This is a genomic window from Candidatus Epulonipiscium viviparus, from assembly GCF_030708075.1.
GTDB classification, from domain to species: Bacteria; Bacillota; Clostridia; order Lachnospirales; family Cellulosilyticaceae; genus Epulonipiscioides; species Epulonipiscioides viviparus.
In genome coordinates this window covers 2,079,455-2,103,844 of the sequence record NZ_CP117982.1, presented here as the reverse complement: position 1 = coordinate 2,103,844, position 24,390 = coordinate 2,079,455, and the positions used below count along the sequence as shown (strand labels likewise).

Here is a 24,390-nt window from a genome sequence, read left to right as displayed (position 1 = left end):
TTTAAGTAAAAATATACCCCCAAAAATAAAAAAGCTCGCAAGGAGAGAATTGCGAACTTTTATTATTTTAAAATGGCAACACATTAATTCCTTGCTTATCTCGTTCACGCTTTTCCTCTTGAATCATACGCTCCACCTGCTGCGAATTAATGGAACTATTTACAGTCTGTGTTTCACTTGCATATTGAGCTTCTATAGCCGCTGCTCCAAAATCTCGTAGACGTTCATAATCACCTTGCACTTCTTTATAAACATCCTCGCCAGATTTGAAATCAGCTTGTGTTACGTTACTCATTTCTACAACCTCTCCCGCTCCAGCTGACAACGAATTTAATTCCAAAGACACAACCGTATCCATATCATCTGAAATCGCTGTACTATTTTCAACAGCAGAAGTTCCGATATCGACTACATTGTTACTTCCCGATAATTCATCCCTTCCCATAGTGGCGGCTTCTGACAATGAATCAACGTTGATTACTTCATCAATCGTAATAGAGATTTCATTCCTGCTCTTTTTTATCGCATTTTCTCCAACTTCATTCATTGTGTCACTTACCGTAACGGCTTCATCAACATCATGGGCAACGATAGCACTAAACTCTTCTGCACTCGAACATGCGACCGCCTTATCCATTTGATGCGCTATTACTGCACTATGATTTTTCGTTTTATCTGAATACTTTGCATATACCGAACGCGTATTTTGGCGCATTCCCGAGTTTACAACATCCTCCGAAATAGCCTCGCTGTAGTCTGCGTCTGCGTTCATCTCTCTGACCTCGGGACTTTCTGTATATTCTGTCACTACAATATTCTCACCAGGAATAACGTCTCCCTCAAACTCATTGACGACAATCTTTTCCTCCAGAATGTTTTTCCCAAATTTAACGACCACTTCTTCGATCTCTTCTGTTGCAGCGTTCTCTTCTGTCGCATCTTTTATAATTTGTTCTCCCATATTCGTCACCACCTCCTCGATCTCATCATAATTGAACATACCATCAGACATCTGTCCCGTACTATTCGTCACTACAACATCGTCCATATTTTTAGTCACTGTAACATCCGCTGTCACGGCATCTCCCTCCGGATTAGTAAATAACATTCCTTCTGCCACCGTGTCGTTTGTATAATTAGTCACTACAACGCTTTCTGCCACAACATTTCCTTCATCATTGGCAATCAAATTATCTTCGGTAAACGTATTTTTCGTATAATCTATAACTTTAACATTTTCTGAAATCACGTCACCTTCATCGTTACTGATCACCACAACTTCTGTAATCACGCTTCCCTCATCATTAGTAATTACGAATTCCTCTTTAATGACATCGCCGGCAACATTAGTGACTACTACATCTTTCGTAAGGTTGTAACCAGTACTATAGTCATCATCTACCCCTGCGGCCATATCATCTGCAACCCCGACCGTTGCCGTATCATCTACAACTTCAGCCATCATCATTTCTGACGCATCAACTTTGGCTACTGCCTGATCTGCTACTTCGACCATCGACATTTCTGACGCATCGACTTTGGCTGCCGCATGATCAACCATCGCTATTTCTGGTGCATCAACTTTGGCTGACGCATAATCCATCATCGCTATTTCTGGTGCATCGGCTTTGGCTGACGCATAATCCATCATCGCTATTTCTGGTGCATCGGCTTTGGCTGACGCATGATCCACCATCGCTATTTCTGGTGCATCGCTTTGGCTGCCGCATGATCTACCATCGCTATTTCTGTGCATCGACTTTGGCTACTGCCTGATCTGCTATCGACCATCGCATTTCTGGTGCATCGTCTTTGGCTGCCGCATGATCTACCATCGCTATTTCTGGTGCATCGCTTTGGCTGCCGCATGATCAACCATCGCTATTTCTGGTGCATCGGCTTTGGCTGCCGCATGATCTACCATCGCTATTTCTGATGCATCGGCTTTGGCTGCCGCATGATCCATCATCGCTATTTCTGGTGCATCGACTTTGGCTGACGCATAATCCATCATCGCTATTTCTGGTGCATCGACTTTGGCTGACGCATGATCTACCATCGCTATTTCTGGTGCATCGACTTTGGCTGACGCATGATCTACCATCGCCATTTCTGACGCATCAACTTTGGCTGCCGCATGATCTACCATCGACATTTCTGACGCATCGACTTTGGCTGCCGCATGATCTACCATCGACATTTCTGTGCATCGCTTTGGCTGCCATGATCTGACCAACCGCCATTTCTGGTGCATCGACTTTGGCTACTGCCTGATCTGCTACTTCGCCATCGACATTTCTGATGCATCGACTTTGGCTACTGCCTGATCAGCTTGTTCGACCAATGCCATTTCTGGTGCATCTACTTTGGCTACTGCCTGATCTGCTTGTTCGACCGTCGCATTTCTGATGCATCGACTTTGGCTACTGCCTGATCTGCTACTTCGACCAATGCCATTTCTGGTGCATCGACTTTGGCTACTGCCTGATCTGCTACTTCGACCATCATCATTTCTGACGCATCACTTTGGCTACTGCCTGATCGGACCATCGACATTTCTGACGCATCAACTTTGCTGCCGCATGATCTACCATCGACATTTCTGACGCATCGACTTTGGCTACCGCATGATCTACCATCGACATTTCTGGTGCATCGACTTTGGCTGCCGCATGATCGGCCATCGACATTTCTGATGCATCGGCTTTGGCTACTGCCTGATCTGCTACTTCGACCATCGACATTTCTGATGCATCGACTTTGGCTCTGCCTGATCGGCTACTTCGCCATCGATATTTCTGATGCATCTACTTTGGCTACTGCTTGATCTGCTACTTCGACCATCGACATTTCTGATGCATCACTTTGGCTACTGCCTGATCACACTTCGACCAATGCCATTTCTGGTGCATCAACTTTGGCTGCCGCATGATCAACCGTCGCTATTTCTGGTGCATCGGCTTTGGCTGACGCATGATCTACCATCGACATTTCTGACGCATCAACTTTGGCTGACGCATGATCTACCATCGCTATTTCTGGTGCATCAGCTTTGGCTGCCGCATGATCTACCATCGACATTTCTGACGCATCAACTTTGGCTGCCGCATGATCTACCATCGCTATTTCTGATGCATCGACTTTGGCTGCCGCATGATCAACCGTCGCTATTTCTGGTGCATCGTCTTTGGCTGCCGCATGATCAACCGTCGCTATTTCTGGTGCATCGTCTTTGGCTGCCGCATGATCAACCGTCGCTATTTCTGGTGCATCGGCTTTGGCTGACGCATGATCTACCATCGATATTTCTGGTGCATCGACTTTGGCTTCTGCCTGATCTGCTACTTCGATCTTCATCATTTCTGACGCATCTACTTTGGCTGCCGCATGATCTACCATCGCTATTTCTGGTGCATCGGCTTTGGCTGACGCATGATCTACCATCGATATTTCTGATGCATCGACTTTGGCTGCCGCATGATCGGCCATCACCATTTCTGACGCATCGACTTTGGCTGCTGCCTGATCTGCTACTTCGACCAATGCCATTTCTGGTGCATCGACTTTGGCTACTGCTTGATCTGCTACTTCGACCATCGACATTTCTGATGCATCAACTTTTGCTACTGCCTGATCTGCCTAATCCATCATCGCTATTTCTGACGCATCAACTTTGGCTACTGCCTGATCTGCTACTTCGACCATCGACATTTCTGGTGCATCGGCTTTGGCTGACGCATGATCCATCATCGCTATTTCTGCTGCATCGGCTTTGTCTGCCGCATGATCTACCACCGACATTTCTGATGCATCGACTTTGGCTGCCGCCTGATCTACCATCGCTATTTCTGATGCATCGGCTTTGGCTGACGCATGATCTACCATCGCTATTTCTGGTGCATCAACTTTGGCTGCCGCATGATCTACCATCGACACTTCTGACGCATCAACTTCGGCTGCCGCATGATCGGCCATCGACATTTCTGCTGCATCGGCTTTGTCTGCCGCATGATCTGCCATCACCATTTCTGACGCATCGACTTTGTCTACTGCCTGATCTGCTACTTCGACCAATGCCATTTCTGACGCATCTACTTTGTCTACTGCCTGATCTGCTACTTCGACCATCGACATTTCTGATGCATCAACTTTGGCTTCTGCCTGATCTGCTACTTCAACCATCATCATTTCTGACGCATCAACTTCGGCTACTGCCTGATCTGCCACTTCGACCATCGACATTTCTGACGCATCAACTTTGGCTACTGCCTGTTCTGCTACTTCGACCATCGACATTTCTGATGCATCGACTTTGGCTGCCGCATGATCTACCATCGACATTTCTGACGCATCAACTTCGGCTGCCGCATGATCTACCATCGCTATTTCTGGTGCATCAACTTTTGCTGCCGCATGATCTACCATCGATATTTCTGATGCATCAACTTTGTCTGCCGCATGATCGGCCATCGACATTTCTGATGCATCGACTTTGGCTGCCGCATGATCGGCTATCATCATTTCTGACGCATCGACTTTGGCTACTGCTTGATCTGCTACTTCGACCAACGACATTTCTGATGCATCAACTTTGTCTGCCTGACGCTTACTTCGACCAGCGACATTTCTGATGCATCAACTTTTGCTACTGCCTGATCTGCTACTTCAACCATCATCATTTCTGACGCATCAACTTTGGCTACTGCCTGATCTGCTACTTCGGCCATCGACATTTCTGATGCTTCGACTTTGGCTGCCGCATGATCTACCATCGACATTTCTGGCGCATCAACTTTGGCTGCCGCATGATCTACCATCGATATTTCTGGTGCATCAACTTTAGCTGCCGCATGATCTACCTTCGACATTTCTGATGCATCAACTTTGGCTGCCGCATGATCGGCCATCGACATTTCTGATGCATCGACTTTGGCTGACGCATGATCTACCATCGACATTTCTGATGCATCGGCTTTGGCTGACGCATAATCCATCATCGCTATTTCTGGTGCATCGTCTTTGGCTGCCGCATGATCTACCATCGCTATTTCTGGTGCATCAACTTTGGCTGCCGCATGATCAACCGTCGCTATTTCTGGTGCATCGGCTTTGGCTGCCGCATGATCTACCTTCGACATTTCTGATGCATCGACTTTGGCTGACGCATAATCCATCATCGCTATTTCTGGTGCATCGGCTTTGGCTGACGCATAATCCATCATCGCTATTTCTGGTGCATCTTCAACCATTATAATATTTTCTGCGATAGTTTCATCGTAATCAATGAAGTTTTCTGCGCTGTGTTGAGTATGCGACTTGATTTCGTTTGTATCATCTGGCGCAAGATTGTTTATCGCATCTAAATCAAATGTTACATTTTCATCTTCATTTTCTTTGTTAGTATTCATGTCATTGATTTCGGGAATGTCTATCCCCGCAGCGGCGATTGCTGATCCCCCTAGTACTGCGGGGCCTCCAACGTCGCCGGCCTGACCTGCCAATGGTGCTAGCCCTGCTAAAATGTGTGGTATCGACATCAAATTTCCTCCTATTCTATGCATTATAAGGGGTCTATCTTCCCTTAGTATTTAATATAACCACATTTCAACAGCACGATCCCTAGTACATAATTCCTAATTTTGCTTGAATTTCCATGAATTGATGATTTAATTTATTATGAAGTTGTACAATTGCTCATAGTCGTTATCGTTTTTCATTTGTTTGCTCAACCTGAGAGCATTTTGCTTATAGCTCGAGGTGTTGTATAAATCTAGCAGTTTTTCCTTTAATATTGCTGTTGATAATTTATTTATCGAAACGCCTAGCGGGCCTACACCGAGGTTGTATATCCAGCGATTCCATAGCGGTTGATCGACAGCGTGCGGAATTGCCATAGTTGCGCAGCCAGATTTGAGAGATGAATGAGTGGTACCGGCGCCGCCATGATGAATAGTTGCGTACATTCGTGGTAAAATATAATCATATGGAATGTTGTCGGTAAAGAAGATATTTTTTTCATCATGTTCTGCGGGCTTAACTAAACCTCCTCCGGCAGTGTTTATAATAGCAGGAATTTTGCATTCTTTGAGCGCATCTAAAACCATGGCGGTGGTGAGCTCTGGATCGATGTTAACCATGCTACCAAACGTAACTAATATTATTTTGGGATGGCGACTTAAAAACAATTCTAATCCATCTGGCATGCTCCACGCGTGTACTTTATCCCTCTCCAAAAACCCAGCGATATTTATGTTATCACCCCATCCTTCTTGATAATCCATAAGTGCTTTTGAAACCGAGTATATTATTTTTACATCTTTGAGAGCTTTTGTTAGCCTCTTCGTCGAATACTCATTATCGAAGTATGCCTTAGAAGCCGTTTTTAGCGACATTCCCATAATATAATTAACAATATCATAGCTCCATTTATTGCATAATTTTCCCAAATTTTTATTAATTCCGATGCTTGCAAACCCTTCAATTGGATGCACAGCGCACGGTACGGGACACAGAAGTACGATATTTTTTCCAGTTTTTAAACTCCATGAAATAGGATAGATAACTTTTGGATGAAAGATAATACAGTCTGGATCGATGCTTTCTATTAGTTTATGTTGTATATCCAGCAAATTTTTTCGCATTGGAGTCGATGATTTGTATAACTTCAAGGTAGCTTTAAACTTTTTTGCTGAATTTTTGCCAGCGATCAAATAACGTCCTTCATCGCTATTAAGCAACTCTACAAACTCTGCTCCAAATGAATGAAACTCAAAATTTTCTTCTTCCGCTAAAGATCTGTATTGCTCAGGGAATACGCAAATAACTTCATCTCCTCTATTTTTTAATTGATTTGCGATTGCCAAAAACGGTTCGCAATCACCTCTAGTGCCTATTGACATAAGTAATACTTTCATTTAGAAACACTCCTTTAAAAATTTCAGACTTTCAATTTTGGCATAATCTGACCCCCACCAAATATAGTGCCCAGCACCAGTCATTACTTTGGCTTCTATATTAGATAGCGTTTGCTCTATATAGGTCAAATTATCTAATGACACACTTGCATCCAAAGCCGAGTAAATTGCTAGGCACTGCGTTCTTATCGATGACCAATCCTCTTCTAAGGTGACTACCCTCTCAAACTCGCATATCATTTTTTCATACATCAAACTTTTTGGGGCCATAGATGTCATCATTGCAATCAATTCGGCTTTTGACTCCTTGTTATGAGCTACTGTTTTTGCCATAATTTTTAAATCTTTTCTCATCACTTCGGCACCAGCCTCAAATAATTCTGTCAGCAAAATTGTTGGGGCCACCCTAGCAAGTATTACTAGCAGATATGATGTTAAATCTTTACATTTATTAAAACGTACAAGTTTTCCGATCCACGAATTTGCAGATTTTATGTTAACAGTACATTTTTTTGTTACTGCACTCCATAGCAATAAGCCTGTGGCACCATATTTTTTGGTATACGCTAATGCAGTTATCCCTCCCATAGATACTCCAAACACAGCAACTTGAGTAACACCAAGACCTTGCAAGACCTCATGATAGATATCTGCATGTATCATGTATGAATTAGGCAAATCAATCGCCGGTCGATCGATACATATAATACGGTATTCACTTTTGGTTAACCATCTAAAAGCAAAGACGGCATCTATGGCCTGAGTCGCACTAGTACAAAATAGTATTGCGTTCGGAGCCGTACTGTTTAAATCTATATACGCAATATTACCTAGCGATGTTTTCATTTTGTATAAGTTCTTTATTTTATGTTTTCTCAATGCAGTAAATCTCAAATAATCCATCATAACAATTGCTATAACTACAGCAACTATAACTATAATCAGTATAATTCCATATATCATTTGCTTACCTCCATGTAAATTGAAAGCACCTCCGACAGTATCAGAAGTGCTCCTTGTTTAAAATATCAATAATCCCAGCGAAATAATAACTCCAGAATATAATAATATAACTACGCAATATCCCATTATATCTTTTGCACCAAGCCCGGCTATCCCCAATGCAGGCAACGCCCAAAACGGCTGCAACATATTAGTCCACGCATCTCCCCAAGCAATAGACATCGCGGTTGTTGCCGCATCTACACCGAGTAAATTTCCGGCTGGCATCATGATTGGCGCCTGAACAGCCCATTGCCCCCCACCAGATGGAATAAAAAAGTTTAAGAGTCCTGCACTCCAAAATGATAGCGTAGGAAACGTAAATTTATTCGCTATATTTACAAACATATTGGTAATTAGACTCGCTAACGAAACACCGTCTATATTCGCTCCATTCATCATACCCATAATACCTGCATAGAATGGAAACTGCAACAATATCGGCCCTGCACTTTTTGTAGAATCCATTAGCGCATTTAAATATCTTCTGGGTGTCCTATGCAACAAAATTCCAGCAAACATAAATATCAAATTCACAATATCAAGGTTTAAACTGAATCCTCTTTCTATAAAGTATATTATGATATACGCAAATCCTAGAACCGATATAAGAATTGTAACTAGCATAGAATTTTCGAGTTTTTCTACCGGAGTCATATTTTTGCGATTTAGCTTTGCTGGAACTGGCGCATCGGCTAGTAAGGCTGGATCTATAACTATTACCTTATCTGGATCTGGATGCATTGCGGCATTTAAAAGAGGAATAGTGATCAATAAAAATATAACCATAAAAATATTCGTTGACGAAAAAATGGTATCCTGAGTTGTAATTCCTGATGCAGAGACCACCGATGCCGTTGCTTTTACGAGCCCTTCACCACCAGATGCAAGCGATAAAGGAATCGAGCCAGACAAACCTGCGTGCCAAAATAAAAATCCCGAATAAGCGGCTGCGATCAGAAGTCTATAATCCACTTTCTTAACTTGCTTTGCTATTTCTTTTGCAAAAATGGCACCTATTACCAGCCCAAATCCCCAGTTTATTAGACAAGCAAGAGCTGAAACCACGGTTACTAAAATTATTGCAGTTGTAGGTTTTTTGGGAATTTTGGCCAAAACAACCAGTGCTTTATTGATTATTGGTGCATTTGCCAAAGCGGTTCCCAACACCAATACCAATGCCATTTGCATAGTAAATGCTAGCAAGCTCCAAAACCCATTACCCCAATGCATTGTCATCTCAATAGCAGTTTGTTTTGTAAAGACCATTCCCGATATAAAAATTATGAATGTAAGCATTATGCAAAATAGAAATGGATCTGGTAAATATCTTTGTACTAAATTTACGCATCCGTTGGTAAACTTTTTGAACATATTAACCCCCCTATGTAAATTGCACCTTATACTAAATAAGGCACAATCATAAATTACATTTCTTTTAAATTTTTACTAATAATTAACGTCGCTTGTGTAGCTTCTTGAACTTGTTCTACAGTATAGTCTGGATTAATTTCGCTTAGCAACAATCCATCTGGCGTAACTTCTATGACACCCATCTCTGTAATAATTAAATTCACTTGTCCTTTAGCAGTCAAAGGGAGCGTACATTCTTTTAAAATTTTAGCTCGGCCTTTGTTTGTGTGTTCCATTGCAACAATAACTCGCTTTGCACCAACTACCAAATCCATAGCGCCACCCATTCCAGGCACCATTTTTCCAGGTATCATCCAATTTGCCAAATTTCCTTTTTCATCTACTTCTAGCGCACCCAAAACGGTTACGTCTACATGCCCACCTCGGATAATAGCAAAAGACATGGCACTGTCAAAAAATGCTCCTTCTTGATTGATGGTTACAGGTTTTCCACCTGCATTAACTATATATAGATCTTCTTCTCCTTCTGGAGGAGTGGGACCAATTCCTATAAATCCGTTTTCTGATTGAAAAGTTATGTCCTGATTAGGCTCCAAATAGTTAACTACCAATGTAGGTAAACCGATTCCCAAATTTACGACGTCACCATCTTTAAGTTCTTTTGCAACACGTTTAGCGATAAATTCTTTCATCTAGTTTGCACCTCCATCTATTACATAGTCTACAAAAATGTGTGGAGTCACTATACTTTCTGGTGTGAGCTCTCCTACTTCTACAATCTTATCTGCTTCTACGATAACGACATCTGCGGCCGTCGCCATAACAGGACCAAAATTTCTAGTTGAACCTCTATAATAGCAATTGCCTTTTTTATCAACAATGTGCGCACCGATCAATGCAACATCGGCTCTTAGAGGGAGCTCTAGCAAATAGCTTTGTCCATCGACTTCAATAATTTGTTTTCCTTCTTCTGCCACAGTGCCAAGCCCTGTTGGAGTTAAAAATCCTCCCAGACCAGCCCCGCCGCTTCGGATTCGTTCTACAAGCGTTCCCTGCGGAATAAGATGAACTTCTGTTTCATTAGCATTAAGTTGTTTAGCAGTTTCTGGATTTAATCCAACATGAGAAGCTAGTATTTTTGAAAATCGCTTTTGGGTCACCATTTTGCCCACGCCATAATCAGCAAGAGCTGTATCGTTACAAATTAAAGTTAAATCTTTAACCCCCAGCTCTAACAACTTATCTATCACTTTATGCGGAGTTCCGCAGCCCATAAAACCATTAACCATTACAGTCATAGAATCTTTTACTAGATTTTTTAACTCATCAATTTCAATTATTTTCATCTATAGTTTCCTTTCACCAATATTCGTATCCTTAAGCATTTTTGAGAATTAAAGCAGTACCCATTCCGCCACCTATACATAGCGCCGCCAGCCCATATTCCGCTCCACGTTTCTTCATCTCATAAATTAAAGTAGTAGTAATTCTGGCCCCAGACGCACCAAGCGGGTGCCCTAAAGCAATTGCTCCGCCATTTACATTTGTTCTTTCGCTAAACCATTCATCATCTACATCTTCAAAATTCTGTTTTAAACCTGTTATAACACCTAACGCTTGAACAGCGAATGCTTCATTTAGCTCAATTAAATCCATATTTTTAAGCGTTAGATCACACTTTTCGAAAGCATTGACAACAGCAGGAACAGGCCCAAGCCCCATAACCTCTGGAGCAACTCCGCCCTGGCCAACTGCAACAATTTCTACTAACGGCTTGAGATTATATTCTTTTACTGCTGCCTCTGACGCTACTACAATAATAGCTGCACCATCATTGATGCCAGATGCATTGCCTGCAGTTACAGAGCCATCTTTTTTGAAGGCAGGTCTAAGCCCTGATAATGCTTCAATAGAAGTAGCTCGATTTGGATATTCATCTGTATCAAATACAAAGCTTCCCTTACGCACTGCGACTTCTACCGGTACAATTTCATCCTTAAATTTGCCAGTATCTATTGCCGAAATCGCACGCTTTTGAGACTCGATCGCAAACGCATCTTGCTTAGCTCGATTAATGGTGTATTCATCGGCTATATTTTCTGCCGTGATTCCCATATGATAGTTGTTAAATACATCGGTCAATCCATCAGTGATTAGGATATCTTTTAGAGTTATATTACCCATTTTGTATCCCAATCGAGCTTGCGAATCAGTTACAAACGGGATTTGGCTCATCACTTCTACACCACCTGCAACAATCAAATTTGCCTCTTGTGCCTTAATAGAATTATAAGCAAGCATAACAGTTTTCATTCCGCTTCCACAAATCATATTGACTGCATATGCCGGAACCTCCGCCGGAATGCCTGCAGCAATTGAAGCCTGACGCGCCACGCCTTGCCCTTGCCCTGCCGATATAACATTTCCGAGAATAACTTCATCAATTTTTGCTTTATCGATATCTAGATTATTCAATGTTGCTTTTATAACTTGACCTGCAAGATCCCCTGCTGAAACAGTAGACAAACTGCCCAAAAATTTTCCGATTGCACTTCTCTTGGCTTCAACAATATAAACTTTTGACATAACTTCCTCCGACTATAATGTGTTTATGTTTTAACCAATTTATTATACTGAATTTATTTATTCTTGTAAAGTGTTATTTAATTTCACTTTGATCAATGCAGTAAATTTATTTTCACAGGTAAAATTCTATAAATAAAAAAGCCCATCGAAAGTAAAATTCGATGAACCCACAGTTTATTCTGCATTATTATTTTCTTTAATTCCGGCAATTTGTTCTTGTATTTCACACATTTTTTCAGCAGTCAAAGGATAAAACTTCATTCCTATTAAGGTGCAAATGAATCCTATAATTGGTAATCCAATAAATAAGAACACGCCCATATATTTTAGCGCATCTGTGTATACTGTATCTACTGTTGGAAATACGTCGGCAAATCCTATGGCAACCATTCCGAAGCCCACAATCGTTGTCGCTAACGACGAAACTAGCTTATCAATAAACGAAAATAGTGTTCCCATCATTCCTGGTATATATCTGCCGGTTCGAGCTGTTTCATAATCCGAACAATCGGCAATCATCGGAATTACAATCCCCGACGCAATGGCGGCAAATGATCCCATCAATATAAATACTACAATATATAAAATTGTAAATGTATTAATTTCTGTTACATTTAATATGGTCATAGGCCCCCATAAGATCAACGCACCCAACACTAAATATGTTATGATAGAAAGCCAAGTCGAAGCAATCAAAGCTTTTTTCTGTCCCAGCTTACGCGCATATTGGATTCCGATAAACACAATAATGATTTTGGGGATAGCGGTATAAGCGGCAACGTCTCCAGAAAGCCCAAAGTCTCCTGCTACTATGCCGTATATAATAACTGCAATCACCGCATTTCCAGCAACTGTAAGAGCTAACTTATCGCTAGCAGCAGCAACTATCAACATCTGTATTGCACGGTTGTGTTTGATTACATCTACATAATCTTTAAAACCAACTTTTGTTGTATTTCCTATTCCGAAAAATTCTTTTTTATCTTTCTTGGCGATACCGATTATCGCAAGCACGGTAAACACTCCCGAAAGCGCTACATAAGCTGGCACAAATTGAAAAAAGAAATCCAGTGAAAAATCACCGTGTATTTCTACCAAATTCGCTACTATAATAGGGCTCGCGGTAACTAAGATTGTTCCCCATATTGTATCAAATAACGTAAATAAAGGACGCTGTTTTGGATCATTAGTTAAACAAGCCTGCGCTGCCTTTGTACATGCAGTTTGAAATGTATACCCCACGATATATAATCCATAAACTAAGACAAAATATATTATTCTAATGCCCTCTGGCACTATATGTAAAGTTGTATATAAAATCGCCATTGCCACTACCATAATTAGATATCCCAAAATCATTGCTGGACGAAATTTTCCGAATTTAGAATCTGTTTTATCGATTAAATACCCAATTATCGGATCTGTGATGCCGTCAAAAATTCTCATTGCAGTAAGTAGCGTCGATATGGTCATTACCGCAATTCCAGCAACACCATTTGCATAAAACGATACATACGCCATGATAAGCAACATAGTATTCGTTGCCGTATTATTAAATGCAAATAATCCAATTTGCCATACATGCGCTCGGTTATATTTTATTTCTGTATCCATAGTGTCCTCCATTTCTAACCACGGCAGAGGTTGAGTTTTGCCGTGGTAATCATTACTTTATAATAAATTTGTATAGCCTAAATTTACTAATGCATCTTTTGAAATCTGTAAACTCTCATATGGATCTTTGCCATAGGTATCATCTTGTTCTATGAATAAATACTTTGCATCAGCCACAAGACTAGCATCTACAATGGCTTTGAAATCCAGGTTACCCTCTCCAATTTCCGCAAACTGAATCACCTGAATAAAGCGCTGCATTACTGTTGGAACATCCTTAAAATCTACATCTTCAAAATTCGGTTCTGCTATTCTATAATCTTTTAGATGCACAAGATCCAGTCTGCCGGCATATTTCTTAATCAGCTCAACAGGATTAACGCCTGCCCTCTGCGCCCAATGGACATCAATTTCAAAGCCCAAGTGAGTAGTTTCTTCTTTTAATATATCTAGTAGAATTTGACCATCATATTTAATAAATTCGACATGGTGATTATGATAATACAGCTTAATGCCTTCCTCAGCTAATTTTGTAGCATAGTCATCGCACTTCTTAGCAAATGCCACGAAAGCATCCTTGTTGCCTAATACATTAAACGGCATCATCCCTATTCTAAGAAAATTGCAATTTAGAGCTTTACAATCGGCAACGATTTTATCGTAGTGTGTTGATAACGACTCCATTCCCGGAAACATTGGCTCGGTTGCTGCGCTTAGCGCACCTATTTCCATATCAAAATCTTTACACGCCCGTTGCATCTGAGCTACATTTTCAGCAGTCATCGGAATCTGAGAAATTTCCAAGCTGGTAAATCCAATATCCTTAATTTTTTTCATTACATTATAGATGCCTTCTTCTTCAACTTTCGTTTTCAGCATCATCATTTGAACACCAAATTTTGCCATTTTATTTCTCCTTCTCTGCATCAATTTTTTCTTGTAACTTTTCTAAGAAGAAGTTTTCATCAAAGTCGACACTCACTTCTTCTCCTAGCCAACTAGATAAATGAATCGCATTTGCAAGACGAACGCCATTTATACCATCAGATCCTGGAGCAACTAACGGAGTCCCGTCTACAATATTGGCAGCAAAATTTCTGAGAACGTCCATATGTTGTTGTCCCCATACATTATCAAATTCGATAGTTTCTACTTCGAATAAATCATTTTCACCAGCATTCGCACCCATCATCAGTTTAAATACACTCATCAAATCTTTGGTCTGCGCATTAACTTCTTGTTCAGTCTCTTTTAATCTCGTAACAGTTGCAGTCTGAGAATTATTGACAACGATTTTGCCTTTGTCGCCATGTATTTCTAAGCGATCGCTACCAATCAAATCGTGTGTGCAAGTGATTAGAACACCCGTTGCTCCATCTCCATAATCCAACACGGCGGTCACATCATCTTCTACAGCAATATCTCTTTGAAATCCATACTGACACTTTGCATATACTTTTTTGGGCATTCCACACAACCACTGCAATAAATCAATTTGATGCGGAGCCTGGTTAACTAACACGCCGCCACCTTCACCTTTCCAGGTTGCACGCCAGCTGGACATATTATAATACGCCTGAGGACGATACCAAGTCGTGATCAGCCAATTAGTCCTACGAATTTTACCAATCTCACCATTAGAAATAATTTCTTTTAATTTACGATACAACGGATTCATTCTTTGATTAAAATACACAGCAAAAGTTAAATTTGGCTTTGAGTTGGCCATGTCTATGACTTCTTGTACTTGCTTTGTATAAACTCCTGCAGGCTTTTCAAGTAACACATGAATGTCTCTTTTTAAGGCATCGACCCCGATCACTGGATGTAGATAATGAGGTACTGTAGTTACAACCGCATCTACTTCGCCACTGTCTAACATCTTTATATAGTCGTCATAAACTTTTATTTCCGGAAGCAATTGTGCAACTCGATCTCTTTTTTCAGGATCGATATCGCATATCGCCGTTACTTCTATTTGATCAAGATCTGCTTTGCCTTGAATAGGCATTCCTCCAGGATTAATCGCAACCCCGGTCATTGCTCCCAAATAAAATCCACCTTGCTGTCCTATTCCAATAATCCCTAATCGAACTTTTTTCATATTCAACCTCCAAATCACTGTTATTCAAACATATGCCTATGCGTTTTCATGTATACAACTATTATTGCCTAAATATTAAATATAAATTTATAATTTTTATGTTTTTTATTATACAATATTTAACATTTTGTGTCAATGCATTTTATGAGGTTTTAAAATTTAATTTTCAACAACAATAATTAGACTTGATTCTAAATTATTATTCAATATTTTTGTGTGTTCCAACATATTTAGATGTATACAACTGATTTTTCGAAAAATTTAGAGCTTATATATACTTAACAAATTCAATTTTAGAGCCATTTGATATGAAGTTACAGATATTTTTATATTTAGTAGCAATTTTTCCGATAACATTCACTCTATCATCTTGTGGTAATCGCACTTTGATAATTTGTACTTCTCCGCTATATCTCAGATATTTAATATTGTCACAAGTGATATCTCCAACCTCTCGCGCAACGCAGTTGTGTTCCTTAATTTCCCTATCTCGAGATTCTTGAAGTCGCAATACGTATTCTGAAGAATCTATGCGAATAGTAAATACCCGATTATAAAGATATTCATATTCGATTGCAGCAGGAATAGTTATGACATTGTCCTTCTCCAACTTTTTGATCCACTCAAGCTCCTGATCATCCATCGCCAAATCTCCTAGCAAGAGATAGTTAACCTTGGTCCATATTTCTATAGCATTTACATACGGTGAAGTTTTGCGTTGATGCTCTAATGTTGGTAGTCCTTCGTATATAGGACCTCTAGGCGATTCAATATTGGGAACAAATCCAAATACTTCTATTTGCTGACTTTGTAATGCAGTATTAATCTGATCAAACCGCGCGGTGCTCAAAGCTGTATATGCGTGAGGATAAAAGTTGTGTATAGCTTTTATATTGCCTACATTTGCTTGAATTAATTTGGCAGTTGCTATATCCACAGTGGATGCGTTAAATACAAGCGGATATGCCGATGCCGCAGTAACTATCTCATCTACGCTAAATCCATAATCAATTCGTAGCATACCTATATTCAATCGCTTTGCAAGTTCTATTATAGAAGAGCTATTAAATTGCTTAAGCGTATGTGTGGATATATCGGCAATTACACAAAACTCTCTTTCCTTTAACCAAGCAAGCATATTTAACGCATCTTTCTTATACGACTCTCCTATTTCTTCAGGAATATGCAAAGAAGTAAAAATGATTTTTGCAGCAACCTTTTCTAAAAAAGTTTTCTGCTGCTCAAATGTTGAAACATAAACCGAATAGCCCATTTTCATAATAATTCTCCTTAAAAAAAGGACTGCAAACATACAGCCCCCTTCGTAAATTTAAATTTTCTCTAAATCCTCTGATTTCATTAAAAACTGAGTCGCAACAAATCCTCCAATATAAGAAATTAAAATACCTATAGTGAAGTTAAGTATAGATCCTGGCATCATAAGAGGAATAGCCACAATTCCAGACGGCCCCCAAGCACTTGCCATAACGTGTGTAAGCATCACATATGCTCCGCCAAACCCCGCACCCAAGCCTGCAGTAATAAATGGCTTTCCAAGAGGTAGCGTTACTCCATAAATTAATGGTTCGCCAATTCCTAAAATACCAGCTGGTAATGCGCCCGAAATAATTTGAACTAAATTCGTGTTTTTTACCTTTCTAGCTTTAAAATAAATGGCAATCGCTGCACCCACCTGACCTGCACCTGCCATAGCAAGCACTGGGAACAATGAAACCCCGCCCATTTGCTCTAATTGGATGGCATAAATTGGAATTAACCCATGATGAAGCCCCAAGAGAACCATCGGCAAAAACAATGCGGCTAAAACATAACCCGAAATAATATTTACTACTGGACTGCTTGAATTAATTAATACACTGAGAGATGCCACTAATCCATCAGAAACTACACCAGACGCTGGCATAATTGCAAAAACGAAAACCACTGTAGTAATAATTAGTGTAATCATTGGTGTAAAAATCAGATCAAGTACATCTGGCATTATTTTTCGAACCGCTTTTTCTACTTTGGCCAAAATCCAAACTCCAATAATGATACCAATAACTCCACCCTTGCCAGTGGTTAAAATAGAGTCTAATGGAACTTCTTCATTATACCACCCAAACAACGCCGAGATGCCGTTAATACCAGGCATAATGCTCATGGCACCCAGCATACCGCCAAGAGCCAGAGTGGCACCAAATTGTCTCGCAGCATTAATGCCCGTAAAGATTGCAAAATATCCCAAAAAGCTTCCGCCTATCAATGCAAACATCTGTCTTATGATCTCCCAAGCACCTGCTGCTGGAAGCGAGTTAGTCACTTGCAAGTTTGCAATCAGTCCACTTAAGCCATTTAAAATTCCTGCGGCAATTATGGCTGGCAATAACGGAATAAATATTTCTCCGATAACTTTTAGTCCTGACTTAAATTTATTTTGCTTTTGCTCATTTTTTATAGCATTTTTATTTGATTTCCAATCACCCAGTTGGGGTTCACCAATTTTCGATTTTGCAATACTCGCAAGCTTGGTAGATTTGCCTGGCCCCACTACAATTTGTTTATATGTTCCGGCTTCTACAACACCTACCACTCCAGGAAGTTTTTTTATCGCCTCGATATCAGTTTTGGAATCATCTATCACATCAATGCGCAACCGTGTCATACAGTTTTCTACTTTAGCAATATTATCTATACCACCAAGCGATTTTAAGATGTTATCTACTAGTATAGTATTATCCATAAGTTTTCTCCTTTTTACACATATAATATTGTTTCATTATATAGCAGCAGATATTGTGTTGCAATGGTATTTCATGACACCAAATCATTATTATAATATACAATTATTTCCATAAATGCTATTGACAAACAAATTAGTTTAGGTTAACATAACTACGTTATATATAACTAACCTTATAGGAGGAATTTCATGAAATCAGTGTGCAAAGATCCTTTATTAAAACTTATCTCAGAGTGTGGACAAATAGCCGAGATTAAGAGTTCAAAAATGCAACAGCATGGAATTGACGAAACCGAATTGCTAGTTTCTCTTTCAGAAGACGACAGAACAGTGCTTACAGAAATGCTACAGTGCCTTAAAAAGCAATGGATGGAAGATCATAAGCAGCGACATCTGAAAAATAAACAGCAAGAACAAAATAAATAACGACAAAAAAACCTTAGCGAATCTCTTCACTGAGGTTTTTTCAATTCTATATTCAATTATTAATTTTTAGTGCTCATTTTTTTTACTTATATTCTGGTAATCCAAGACCTTCTTCTATGTTGCTAATCATAAGATCCATCCCCGTAATACCGCCATCAACCATATACCAGACATCAGCAGGCTCTAGATAGATGATTTTTCCTTCTTTATACGCCGATGTTTGCGCAATAACTGGATTATTTTTCTCCATCTGCTCTTTTGCAGCTACTGATTTGGTCCCCACAGCCCCGTCCTTATCTAATACAAACATGTAATCTGGATCGTATTTAAGCCAAGCTTCATACGACGAGACATTGCCATGGTTTATATTTTTATCGGCAGCGATGTTTTCAAATCCCATTTCATTTACAACGATTGAAGCACGCCCTGCGTTGCCCAACGTGTTTAATCCGCCCGCAAATATACCTAATAAAGCTGTTTTACCTTCTGCAAAGTCAGCAATTCTCTCGATTCTCGCATCGTACTCTGTAATTATTTCATCCAGCTCATCTTCCACACCAAAAATAGCGCTGTGCTGATCTGCTAAATTTTTAAAGCCATTCATGAATCCAGCTTCATAATCAACAAACGCAGCCATCGTTGGTGCAATCATACTAAACTCTTTATACATTGTTGCGGTTCTATCGCTTGAGAAGATCACATCTGGTTGCAGTGACATCACGGCTTCCATATCTACATCTTTCATTCCTCCAACATTTACAATACTTTTATCATCAACATATTTTTGAAGGTGCTCTGGGAACACTCCCTCTTTAATCATCCCAACGATTTTGTCACCCATTCCAACAGCATCTAAAAAATCTACGGTCTGCAAATTCAATGCAACAATTCTATTAGGATTTTTCGGAAACTCAACTTCAATAGCCTCTCCCTTTTCATTCTCAACAGTGACAGCAACAGTTTTCTCAACAGCTTCTGCTGCGATAGTCTCCACAGTGCGTGCAGATGATAGCATTGCCACAGCTCCCAAAATTGCCACACTTAAAATCGATACTCCCAGAATTTTTTTTAATTTCATTTTCACATATCCCCTTTTTTTAATATATTATATATGTCATATGTATTTCATCTCCACATTATTTGGTTAGTAGTTTAAAACTAACTGATATATTTATATTAGCATACACTAACTTGAATTGCAATAGTAAAATTATATTTTTAGCATTTTCAGTTATCTTTTACAAATCAATTAAATATGTATGCAAAAAAAAAGCGACTTCAACCAAAAGGTTAATAGTCACTTTCAAAATTTTAATATTTATTGCTTCAATTATTTTCTTCTTTGTCGTTCTCTTTATTCTCATTATCATTATCATTACAACTGCAATTGCCCCCACATTTTGTACAATCTTTTTCCATCATCAATAACCTCCTTCAACTTATTATCCTGATATATATATTTATGTACATGAAAAATTATTCCTCACTCTTACTTTTATTAGAATAAATTTACTTATTTCTTCAAATAATGAAATTACAATTATATTTATGGAGGTTATTATGTGGAATATATTAGGTGAAACGTTGAGTAAAAATGAAAAGAGGCAACTTATGATCTGCCCCAATGCGCCGGGTTACGAAATTCCCGTTACATTAATCTGCGGTGAACGACCCGGCAAAACTGTCGCCATAGCTGCTGGAACTCATAGCGATGAATACCCCGGAATAGCCGCGGTTGCACGCATGGCAAAGGCTCTCAATCCTGCAGAAATCAGTGGAAACATAATTTTTATTCACTGCCTAAACACTTCTGGATTTTGGAACCTAAGCTCCACTGTAGATGATCGAGTAAATCTAAATAGTGGGTATCCAGGATCGGCAGATGGGTCTCCAGGGCAGCGCATCCAAGCATTTATTGCCACTCAGCTGTTCCCTCACATAGATTTCTTTTTAGACCTACACAGCGGAAGCAACAACGAGAGATTAACTCCCTGTCTATTCTTTCCGTACGCTACTCCGTCTTCGGCCGTCACCAAGCTCTCCCTGGAAGTGGCCGTCGCGTTAGACATCCCGATTCTCTTGCCGTCGCAAATGAAGACCAGTCAATTTACGTATTGTGCCGAGCAAAAAGTTCCATCCTTATTGCTAGAGCGTGGAGATTTTGGCAATTGCGCAGAAGAGCATGTCGTTGGATATTGTCGCGACATAAATTTGGTTCTAAACTTTTTCAAACTGAAAACTGCCGTCCGGGCGCACGAGGTATGTTCCAAAGAGATATACTATAACAACATTTATCTACAATCAGAATATGCCGGGCTATGGCATCCTGCAGTTAAAGCGGGAGAGAGCGTATTTATAGGGCAACGACTGGGTCACATCGAGGATTTCTTCGGCAATGTACTACACATCTATCATGCCGAAATAAATGGTAAAATATTCTATCACACCGCCAGTCTACCAGTCAAGCAGGGAGCCGCACTAGTGGCTTATGGCAGTTAAAATATTCGCAGCAGTTTCCGCGGCTGATGTTAAAGTTGCGAGCGCATGTTCCACCGTTGATGTTAAAGTTGCGAGAGCATGTTCCGCCGTTGTCGCTAAAGTTGCGAGCGCATGTTCCGCGGCTGATGTTAAAGTTGCGTGGGCATGTTCCGCGGTTGATGTTAAAGTTGCGTGGGCATGTTCCGCGGTTGATGTTAAAGTTGCGTGGGCATGTTCCGCGGTTGATGTTAAAGTTGCGTGGGCATGTTCCGCGGCTGATGTTAAAGTTGCGAGCGCATGTTCCGCGGTTGATGTTAAAGTTGCGTGGGCATGTTCCGCCGTTGATGTCTCATGCGTTACCTTCTAATAATAAATAGAAATCTGTTTGCCATTTACATTGTGGATATCAAAGTCTACATTATACAGCGTTTTCAGATTTTCTTTTGTAATTACTTGGTCTACAGTATCAAATTTAAATAGCTTCCCATCTTTAAATGCGCCGATATAATCTGAGTACACTGATGCAAAGTTGATGTCATGCAGGACCACGGTTACTGTCTTTCCCAGCTCATCACACAATCTTCTCACCAATTTTAACGTGTTGGCAGAGTGATAAATGTCCAGATTATTGATCGGCTCATCCAGAAATATAAACTCTGTATCTTGCGCAATAACCATCGCAATAAAGGCCCTCTGCCGTTGCCCTCCCGAAAGTTCGTCAATAAAACGGTTTTTGTATTCGCCAAGCTCCATATACTCTATGGCCATATCAATTTGCTTATGATCTTCGGCTGTTAATTTATTACCTGAATATGGAAATCTTCCAAAAGCAATCAGCTCGCCTACTGTAAGTTTTGCACTAATATTATTCGATTGCGTAAGTATCGCCAACTTTTTAGCCAGTTCTTTGCTATTCCATTTCTTTATATCTTTATTTTCTAGCAACACCTGACCACCATCTTGCGGCGTTAGTCGAGTCATAATATTTAGAACTGTCGATTTGCCGGCTCCATTTGGCCCTATCAGCGATATTACTTTTCCCTTAGGAAGTTTAAACGATACTTCATTTACGACTTGCTTTGCTCCATAAAATTTATTTAACCCCTTAACTTCCACTGTTTACACTCCTTTATTTTTCAAGATTAGATACAAGAAATATGCACCACCAAATAAATTAACAAACACAGATATTTGCGTACTAAACCCAAATAGATGCTCGATCAGAACTTGCCCTCCTAGCAAAACAACAACTCCCATTAAAAATGAGCCGAGCATCAAATATGAGTGCTTATATGTCTTAAATAATTCTCTCGACAAGTTTGCAGTAATTAGGCCCAAAAACGACAGTGGTCCTACAAGCGCCGTTGCAGTAGTTATCAAAAACGCCACTCCCAACAATAGTTTCAATATTGACTTGTCGTAGTCTACACCCAGATTTATTGCCTGTTGCCTCCCTAAAGATATTACATCCAGTACTTTCATTTCCTTATAAAATATAAGCATCGTTGCAACTACCAAAATCGTTGCCATAATTAGTAAATCTGAATTTACATGATCGAAGCCTGCTACTAATTCTGATAGCAATGCGTCATACTCATTCGGATCCATTACTCTCACCATTGTATTTGAGATACTTGAGAACAACGTTCCTAAAACGCTTCCGGCCAATAATACATATAGCACGTTATTTCTCGTTTTTTTAAACAACGTTCCATATATGATAACAGACATAATTCCCATTAGTATAACGTCTATTATAAATGTTACATTTGGACTTAATACTATTGATCCCGTTTGACCTAAGAAGAACACCATCGACGTGTGAATCAGTACATATAGCGAATTCATTCCTAGCAAACTAGGCGTCACTATCCTGTTATGGCTTAGAGTTTGAAATATCATGCTTGCATACCCTATACAAAATGCCGCAATTATTATTGCTATCAATTTGGGGGTCCTAATATACATAGCATAATCAAAAAACTTCATATCTACAAATATAAATTGATATGTTATTATAAGCACTATCGATAAAACACTCAGCATCGCTAGCTTGGCTTGCATTGATAACTTATGCATGTTTAACCCCTTTCTTAGCTTTAGAGCGCCCTAGACTCAAACGTTTAAATAGCATAATAATAAATATAATGCTTCCCACAATTCCAGACATCAGCTCTATAGGCAACTCAAATGGTCTAATTATTACCCTACCAAATAGGTCGCAAAGAAGCACAAACATAGCGCCAAATAATGCCACATCCAATATACTCTTTCGTATTTTATCACCCTTAAACATCGATACTATATTTGGTATAATTAATCCTATATATGAAATTGTTCCCACTGTTACGACAACACTCGCTGTTATTATCGCGGCAATAGACAGCCCCATAAACATAACAAATTTATAATCTACACCTAAATTAGTTGAAAAATGTTCTCCCATTCCTACTATATTAAAATGGTTCGCATATATAAATGCAATTACTATAAGAGGCACTATTAGAAATACGATTTCATATCTCCCAGCTAAAATTAACGAAAAATCTCCCACTAGCATATTGTTAAGTATCTGCGTTAAATCATTTTCATAAGCTATGTAGCTAACCAAACCTCCTATTACACTATTAAACATGATACCAATTAGTGGCACCATAATAACATCCTTCAATTGAATTTTTTGAATAAACCAAACAAATGCCCAAGTTCCGACTAATGCCGACACAAATGCAAAAGTTGTTCTAGTGACAAGATTTGCTGATGGCATTGTAAGCATCGCCACAATAACTCCTAATTGAGCAGATGAAATTGTCGCTCCTGTAGTTGGTGATACAAACTTATTCATACATAAATTTTGCATTATTAAGCCCGCCACACTCATTCCCATCCCTACGCATAACGTAGCCAATAGCCGCGGAACTCTAGAGCTCAATAAAATCGTCACTTGCATGTAATCACCATTAAGAATTCCATCTAGCGATACGTCAAACGCACCTACAAATATCGAAATGCAAGATAAAATAATAATTGCAACAACAATTGAGATAGTAAAAACAGTATTCTTTTTCATGACTCCTCCCATATATTCCATCATTTTTAGTTTGTAATAAATAACTATCTATTTTCTATGCTATCATAAAGTCAATTCT

25 protein-coding genes are annotated in these 24,390 nt (G+C 39.6%); 3 read left to right on the top strand and 22 right to left on the bottom strand.

The genetic code is table 11. The features are described from left to right. Nucleotides 1-67 precede the first annotated feature (67 nt). From PCY70_RS08780 to PCY70_RS08695, 18 genes are all read right to left on the bottom strand, one after another. Complete coding sequence (locus PCY70_RS08780) at nucleotides 68-1,756, bottom strand: hypothetical protein (protein WP_305767052.1); 1,689 nt, start codon at nucleotides 1,754-1,756, stop codon at nucleotides 68-70. 81 nt (nucleotides 1,757-1,837) lie between these two features. Further along, on the bottom strand, nucleotides 1,838-2,254 hold the full coding sequence (locus tag PCY70_RS08775) for a hypothetical protein (protein WP_305767051.1): 417 nt from the start codon (nucleotides 2,252-2,254) through the stop codon (nucleotides 1,838-1,840). Between the two features lie 116 nt (nucleotides 2,255-2,370). Next, nucleotides 2,371-2,511: a hypothetical protein gene (locus PCY70_RS08770; RefSeq protein WP_305767050.1), complete on the bottom strand. Its 141-nt coding sequence runs from the start codon at nucleotides 2,509-2,511 to the stop codon at nucleotides 2,371-2,373. Beyond that, on the bottom strand, nucleotides 2,508-2,807 hold the full coding sequence (locus tag PCY70_RS08765; RefSeq protein WP_305767049.1) for a hypothetical protein: 300 nt from the start codon (nucleotides 2,805-2,807) through the stop codon (nucleotides 2,508-2,510). Before PCY70_RS08765 ends, PCY70_RS08770 begins: the two co-directional genes overlap by 4 nt. Before the next feature lie 73 nt (nucleotides 2,808-2,880). After that, the gene (locus PCY70_RS08760; RefSeq protein ID WP_305767048.1) at nucleotides 2,881-3,597 is read right to left on the bottom strand and encodes a hypothetical protein; all 717 of its coding nucleotides are present in this window, start codon (nucleotides 3,595-3,597) and stop codon (nucleotides 2,881-2,883) included. 42 nt (nucleotides 3,598-3,639) lie between these two features. Beyond that, entirely contained in the window at nucleotides 3,640-4,569 is a 930-nt protein-coding gene (locus tag PCY70_RS08755) for a hypothetical protein (RefSeq protein WP_305767047.1), read from the bottom strand. Continuing rightward, nucleotides 4,557-5,537, bottom strand: coding sequence for a hypothetical protein (locus tag PCY70_RS08750; RefSeq protein WP_305767046.1), 981 nt, complete (start codon nucleotides 5,535-5,537; stop codon nucleotides 4,557-4,559). Before PCY70_RS08750 ends, PCY70_RS08755 begins: the two co-directional genes overlap by 13 nt. A gap of 129 nt (nucleotides 5,538-5,666) precedes the next feature. Then, nucleotides 5,667-6,914: a glycosyltransferase gene (locus PCY70_RS08745; RefSeq protein WP_305767045.1), complete on the bottom strand. Its 1,248-nt coding sequence runs from the start codon at nucleotides 6,912-6,914 to the stop codon at nucleotides 5,667-5,669. Further along, on the bottom strand, nucleotides 6,915-7,877 hold the full coding sequence (locus tag PCY70_RS08740) for an alpha/beta fold hydrolase (RefSeq protein ID WP_305767044.1): 963 nt from the start codon (nucleotides 7,875-7,877) through the stop codon (nucleotides 6,915-6,917). A 57-nt stretch (nucleotides 7,878-7,934) separates the two neighbouring features. Next, nucleotides 7,935-9,290 (bottom strand): short-chain fatty acid transporter, encoded by a 1,356-nt coding sequence (locus tag PCY70_RS08735; protein ID WP_305767043.1) that lies wholly within the window; start codon nucleotides 9,288-9,290, stop codon nucleotides 7,935-7,937. Nucleotides 9,291-9,343: 53 nt separating this feature from the next. Further along, on the bottom strand, nucleotides 9,344-9,982 hold the full coding sequence (locus tag PCY70_RS08730; protein WP_010168089.1) for a 3-oxoacid CoA-transferase subunit B: 639 nt from the start codon (nucleotides 9,980-9,982) through the stop codon (nucleotides 9,344-9,346). Beyond that, nucleotides 9,983-10,636, bottom strand: coding sequence for a 3-oxoacid CoA-transferase subunit A (locus tag PCY70_RS08725; RefSeq protein ID WP_010168090.1), 654 nt, complete (start codon nucleotides 10,634-10,636; stop codon nucleotides 9,983-9,985). It abuts the gene before it with no gap. Between the two features lie 31 nt (nucleotides 10,637-10,667). After that, entirely contained in the window at nucleotides 10,668-11,876 is a 1,209-nt protein-coding gene (locus tag PCY70_RS08720; RefSeq protein ID WP_305767042.1) for an acetyl-CoA C-acetyltransferase, read from the bottom strand. Nucleotides 11,877-12,050: 174 nt separating this feature from the next. Further along, complete coding sequence (locus PCY70_RS08715; protein WP_305767041.1) at nucleotides 12,051-13,490, bottom strand: MFS transporter; 1,440 nt, start codon at nucleotides 13,488-13,490, stop codon at nucleotides 12,051-12,053. A gap of 57 nt (nucleotides 13,491-13,547) precedes the next feature. Continuing rightward, entirely contained in the window at nucleotides 13,548-14,396 is an 849-nt protein-coding gene (locus PCY70_RS08710) for a sugar phosphate isomerase/epimerase family protein (protein ID WP_305767040.1), read from the bottom strand. Nucleotide 14,397: 1 nt separating this feature from the next. Next, nucleotides 14,398-15,594 (bottom strand): Gfo/Idh/MocA family protein, encoded by a 1,197-nt coding sequence (locus PCY70_RS08705; RefSeq protein WP_305767039.1) that lies wholly within the window; start codon nucleotides 15,592-15,594, stop codon nucleotides 14,398-14,400. Between the two features lie 268 nt (nucleotides 15,595-15,862). After that, the gene (locus tag PCY70_RS08700) at nucleotides 15,863-16,873 is read right to left on the bottom strand and encodes a MupG family TIM beta-alpha barrel fold protein (RefSeq protein ID WP_305767038.1); all 1,011 of its coding nucleotides are present in this window, start codon (nucleotides 16,871-16,873) and stop codon (nucleotides 15,863-15,865) included. Nucleotides 16,874-16,924: 51 nt separating this feature from the next. Next, the gene (locus PCY70_RS08695) at nucleotides 16,925-18,337 is read right to left on the bottom strand and encodes a PTS transporter subunit EIIC (protein ID WP_305767037.1); all 1,413 of its coding nucleotides are present in this window, start codon (nucleotides 18,335-18,337) and stop codon (nucleotides 16,925-16,927) included. A gap of 189 nt (nucleotides 18,338-18,526) precedes the next feature. Between PCY70_RS08695 and PCY70_RS08690 the strand changes: the two genes are divergently transcribed. Continuing rightward, nucleotides 18,527-18,763, top strand: a complete 237-nt coding sequence (locus tag PCY70_RS08690) for a hypothetical protein (protein WP_305767036.1) — start codon at nucleotides 18,527-18,529, stop codon at nucleotides 18,761-18,763. A gap of 82 nt (nucleotides 18,764-18,845) precedes the next feature. Here the strand turns inward: PCY70_RS08690 and PCY70_RS08685 are convergent, their stop codons facing one another. Next, nucleotides 18,846-19,841, bottom strand: a complete 996-nt coding sequence (locus PCY70_RS08685) for an ABC transporter substrate-binding protein (RefSeq protein ID WP_305767035.1) — start codon at nucleotides 19,839-19,841, stop codon at nucleotides 18,846-18,848. A gap of 482 nt (nucleotides 19,842-20,323) precedes the next feature. On the opposite strand from PCY70_RS08685, the gene PCY70_RS08680 reads away from it, so the two are divergent. Together PCY70_RS08680 and PCY70_RS08675 are read left to right on the top strand one after the other, a co-directional pair. Continuing rightward, nucleotides 20,324-21,262: a M14 family metallopeptidase gene (locus tag PCY70_RS08680; protein ID WP_305767034.1), complete on the top strand. Its 939-nt coding sequence runs from the start codon at nucleotides 20,324-20,326 to the stop codon at nucleotides 21,260-21,262. Further along, nucleotides 21,252-21,608, top strand: a complete 357-nt coding sequence (locus PCY70_RS08675) for a hypothetical protein (protein WP_305767033.1) — start codon at nucleotides 21,252-21,254, stop codon at nucleotides 21,606-21,608. Before PCY70_RS08680 ends, PCY70_RS08675 begins: the two co-directional genes overlap by 11 nt. On the opposite strand, the gene PCY70_RS08670 is transcribed toward PCY70_RS08675, so the two are convergent. The 3 genes from PCY70_RS08670 to PCY70_RS08660 are packed head-to-tail and all read right to left on the bottom strand — an operon-like array spanning nucleotide 21,605 to nucleotide 24,311. Further along, nucleotides 21,605-22,357, bottom strand: coding sequence for an iron ABC transporter ATP-binding protein (locus PCY70_RS08670; protein WP_305767032.1), 753 nt, complete (start codon nucleotides 22,355-22,357; stop codon nucleotides 21,605-21,607). The two genes, PCY70_RS08675 and PCY70_RS08670, sit on opposite strands and share 4 nt — an antisense overlap. A gap of 3 nt (nucleotides 22,358-22,360) precedes the next feature. After that, nucleotides 22,361-23,320 carry an iron chelate uptake ABC transporter family permease subunit gene (locus tag PCY70_RS08665; protein WP_305767031.1) on the bottom strand — a complete coding sequence of 320 codons (960 nt, stop codon included), beginning with the start codon at nucleotides 23,318-23,320 and terminating at the stop codon, nucleotides 22,361-22,363. Then, nucleotides 23,313-24,311, bottom strand: coding sequence for an ABC transporter permease (locus PCY70_RS08660; protein WP_305767030.1), 999 nt, complete (start codon nucleotides 24,309-24,311; stop codon nucleotides 23,313-23,315). The genes PCY70_RS08665 and PCY70_RS08660 overlap by 8 nt, the downstream gene beginning before the upstream one ends. Nucleotides 24,312-24,390: the final 79 nt, after the last annotated feature.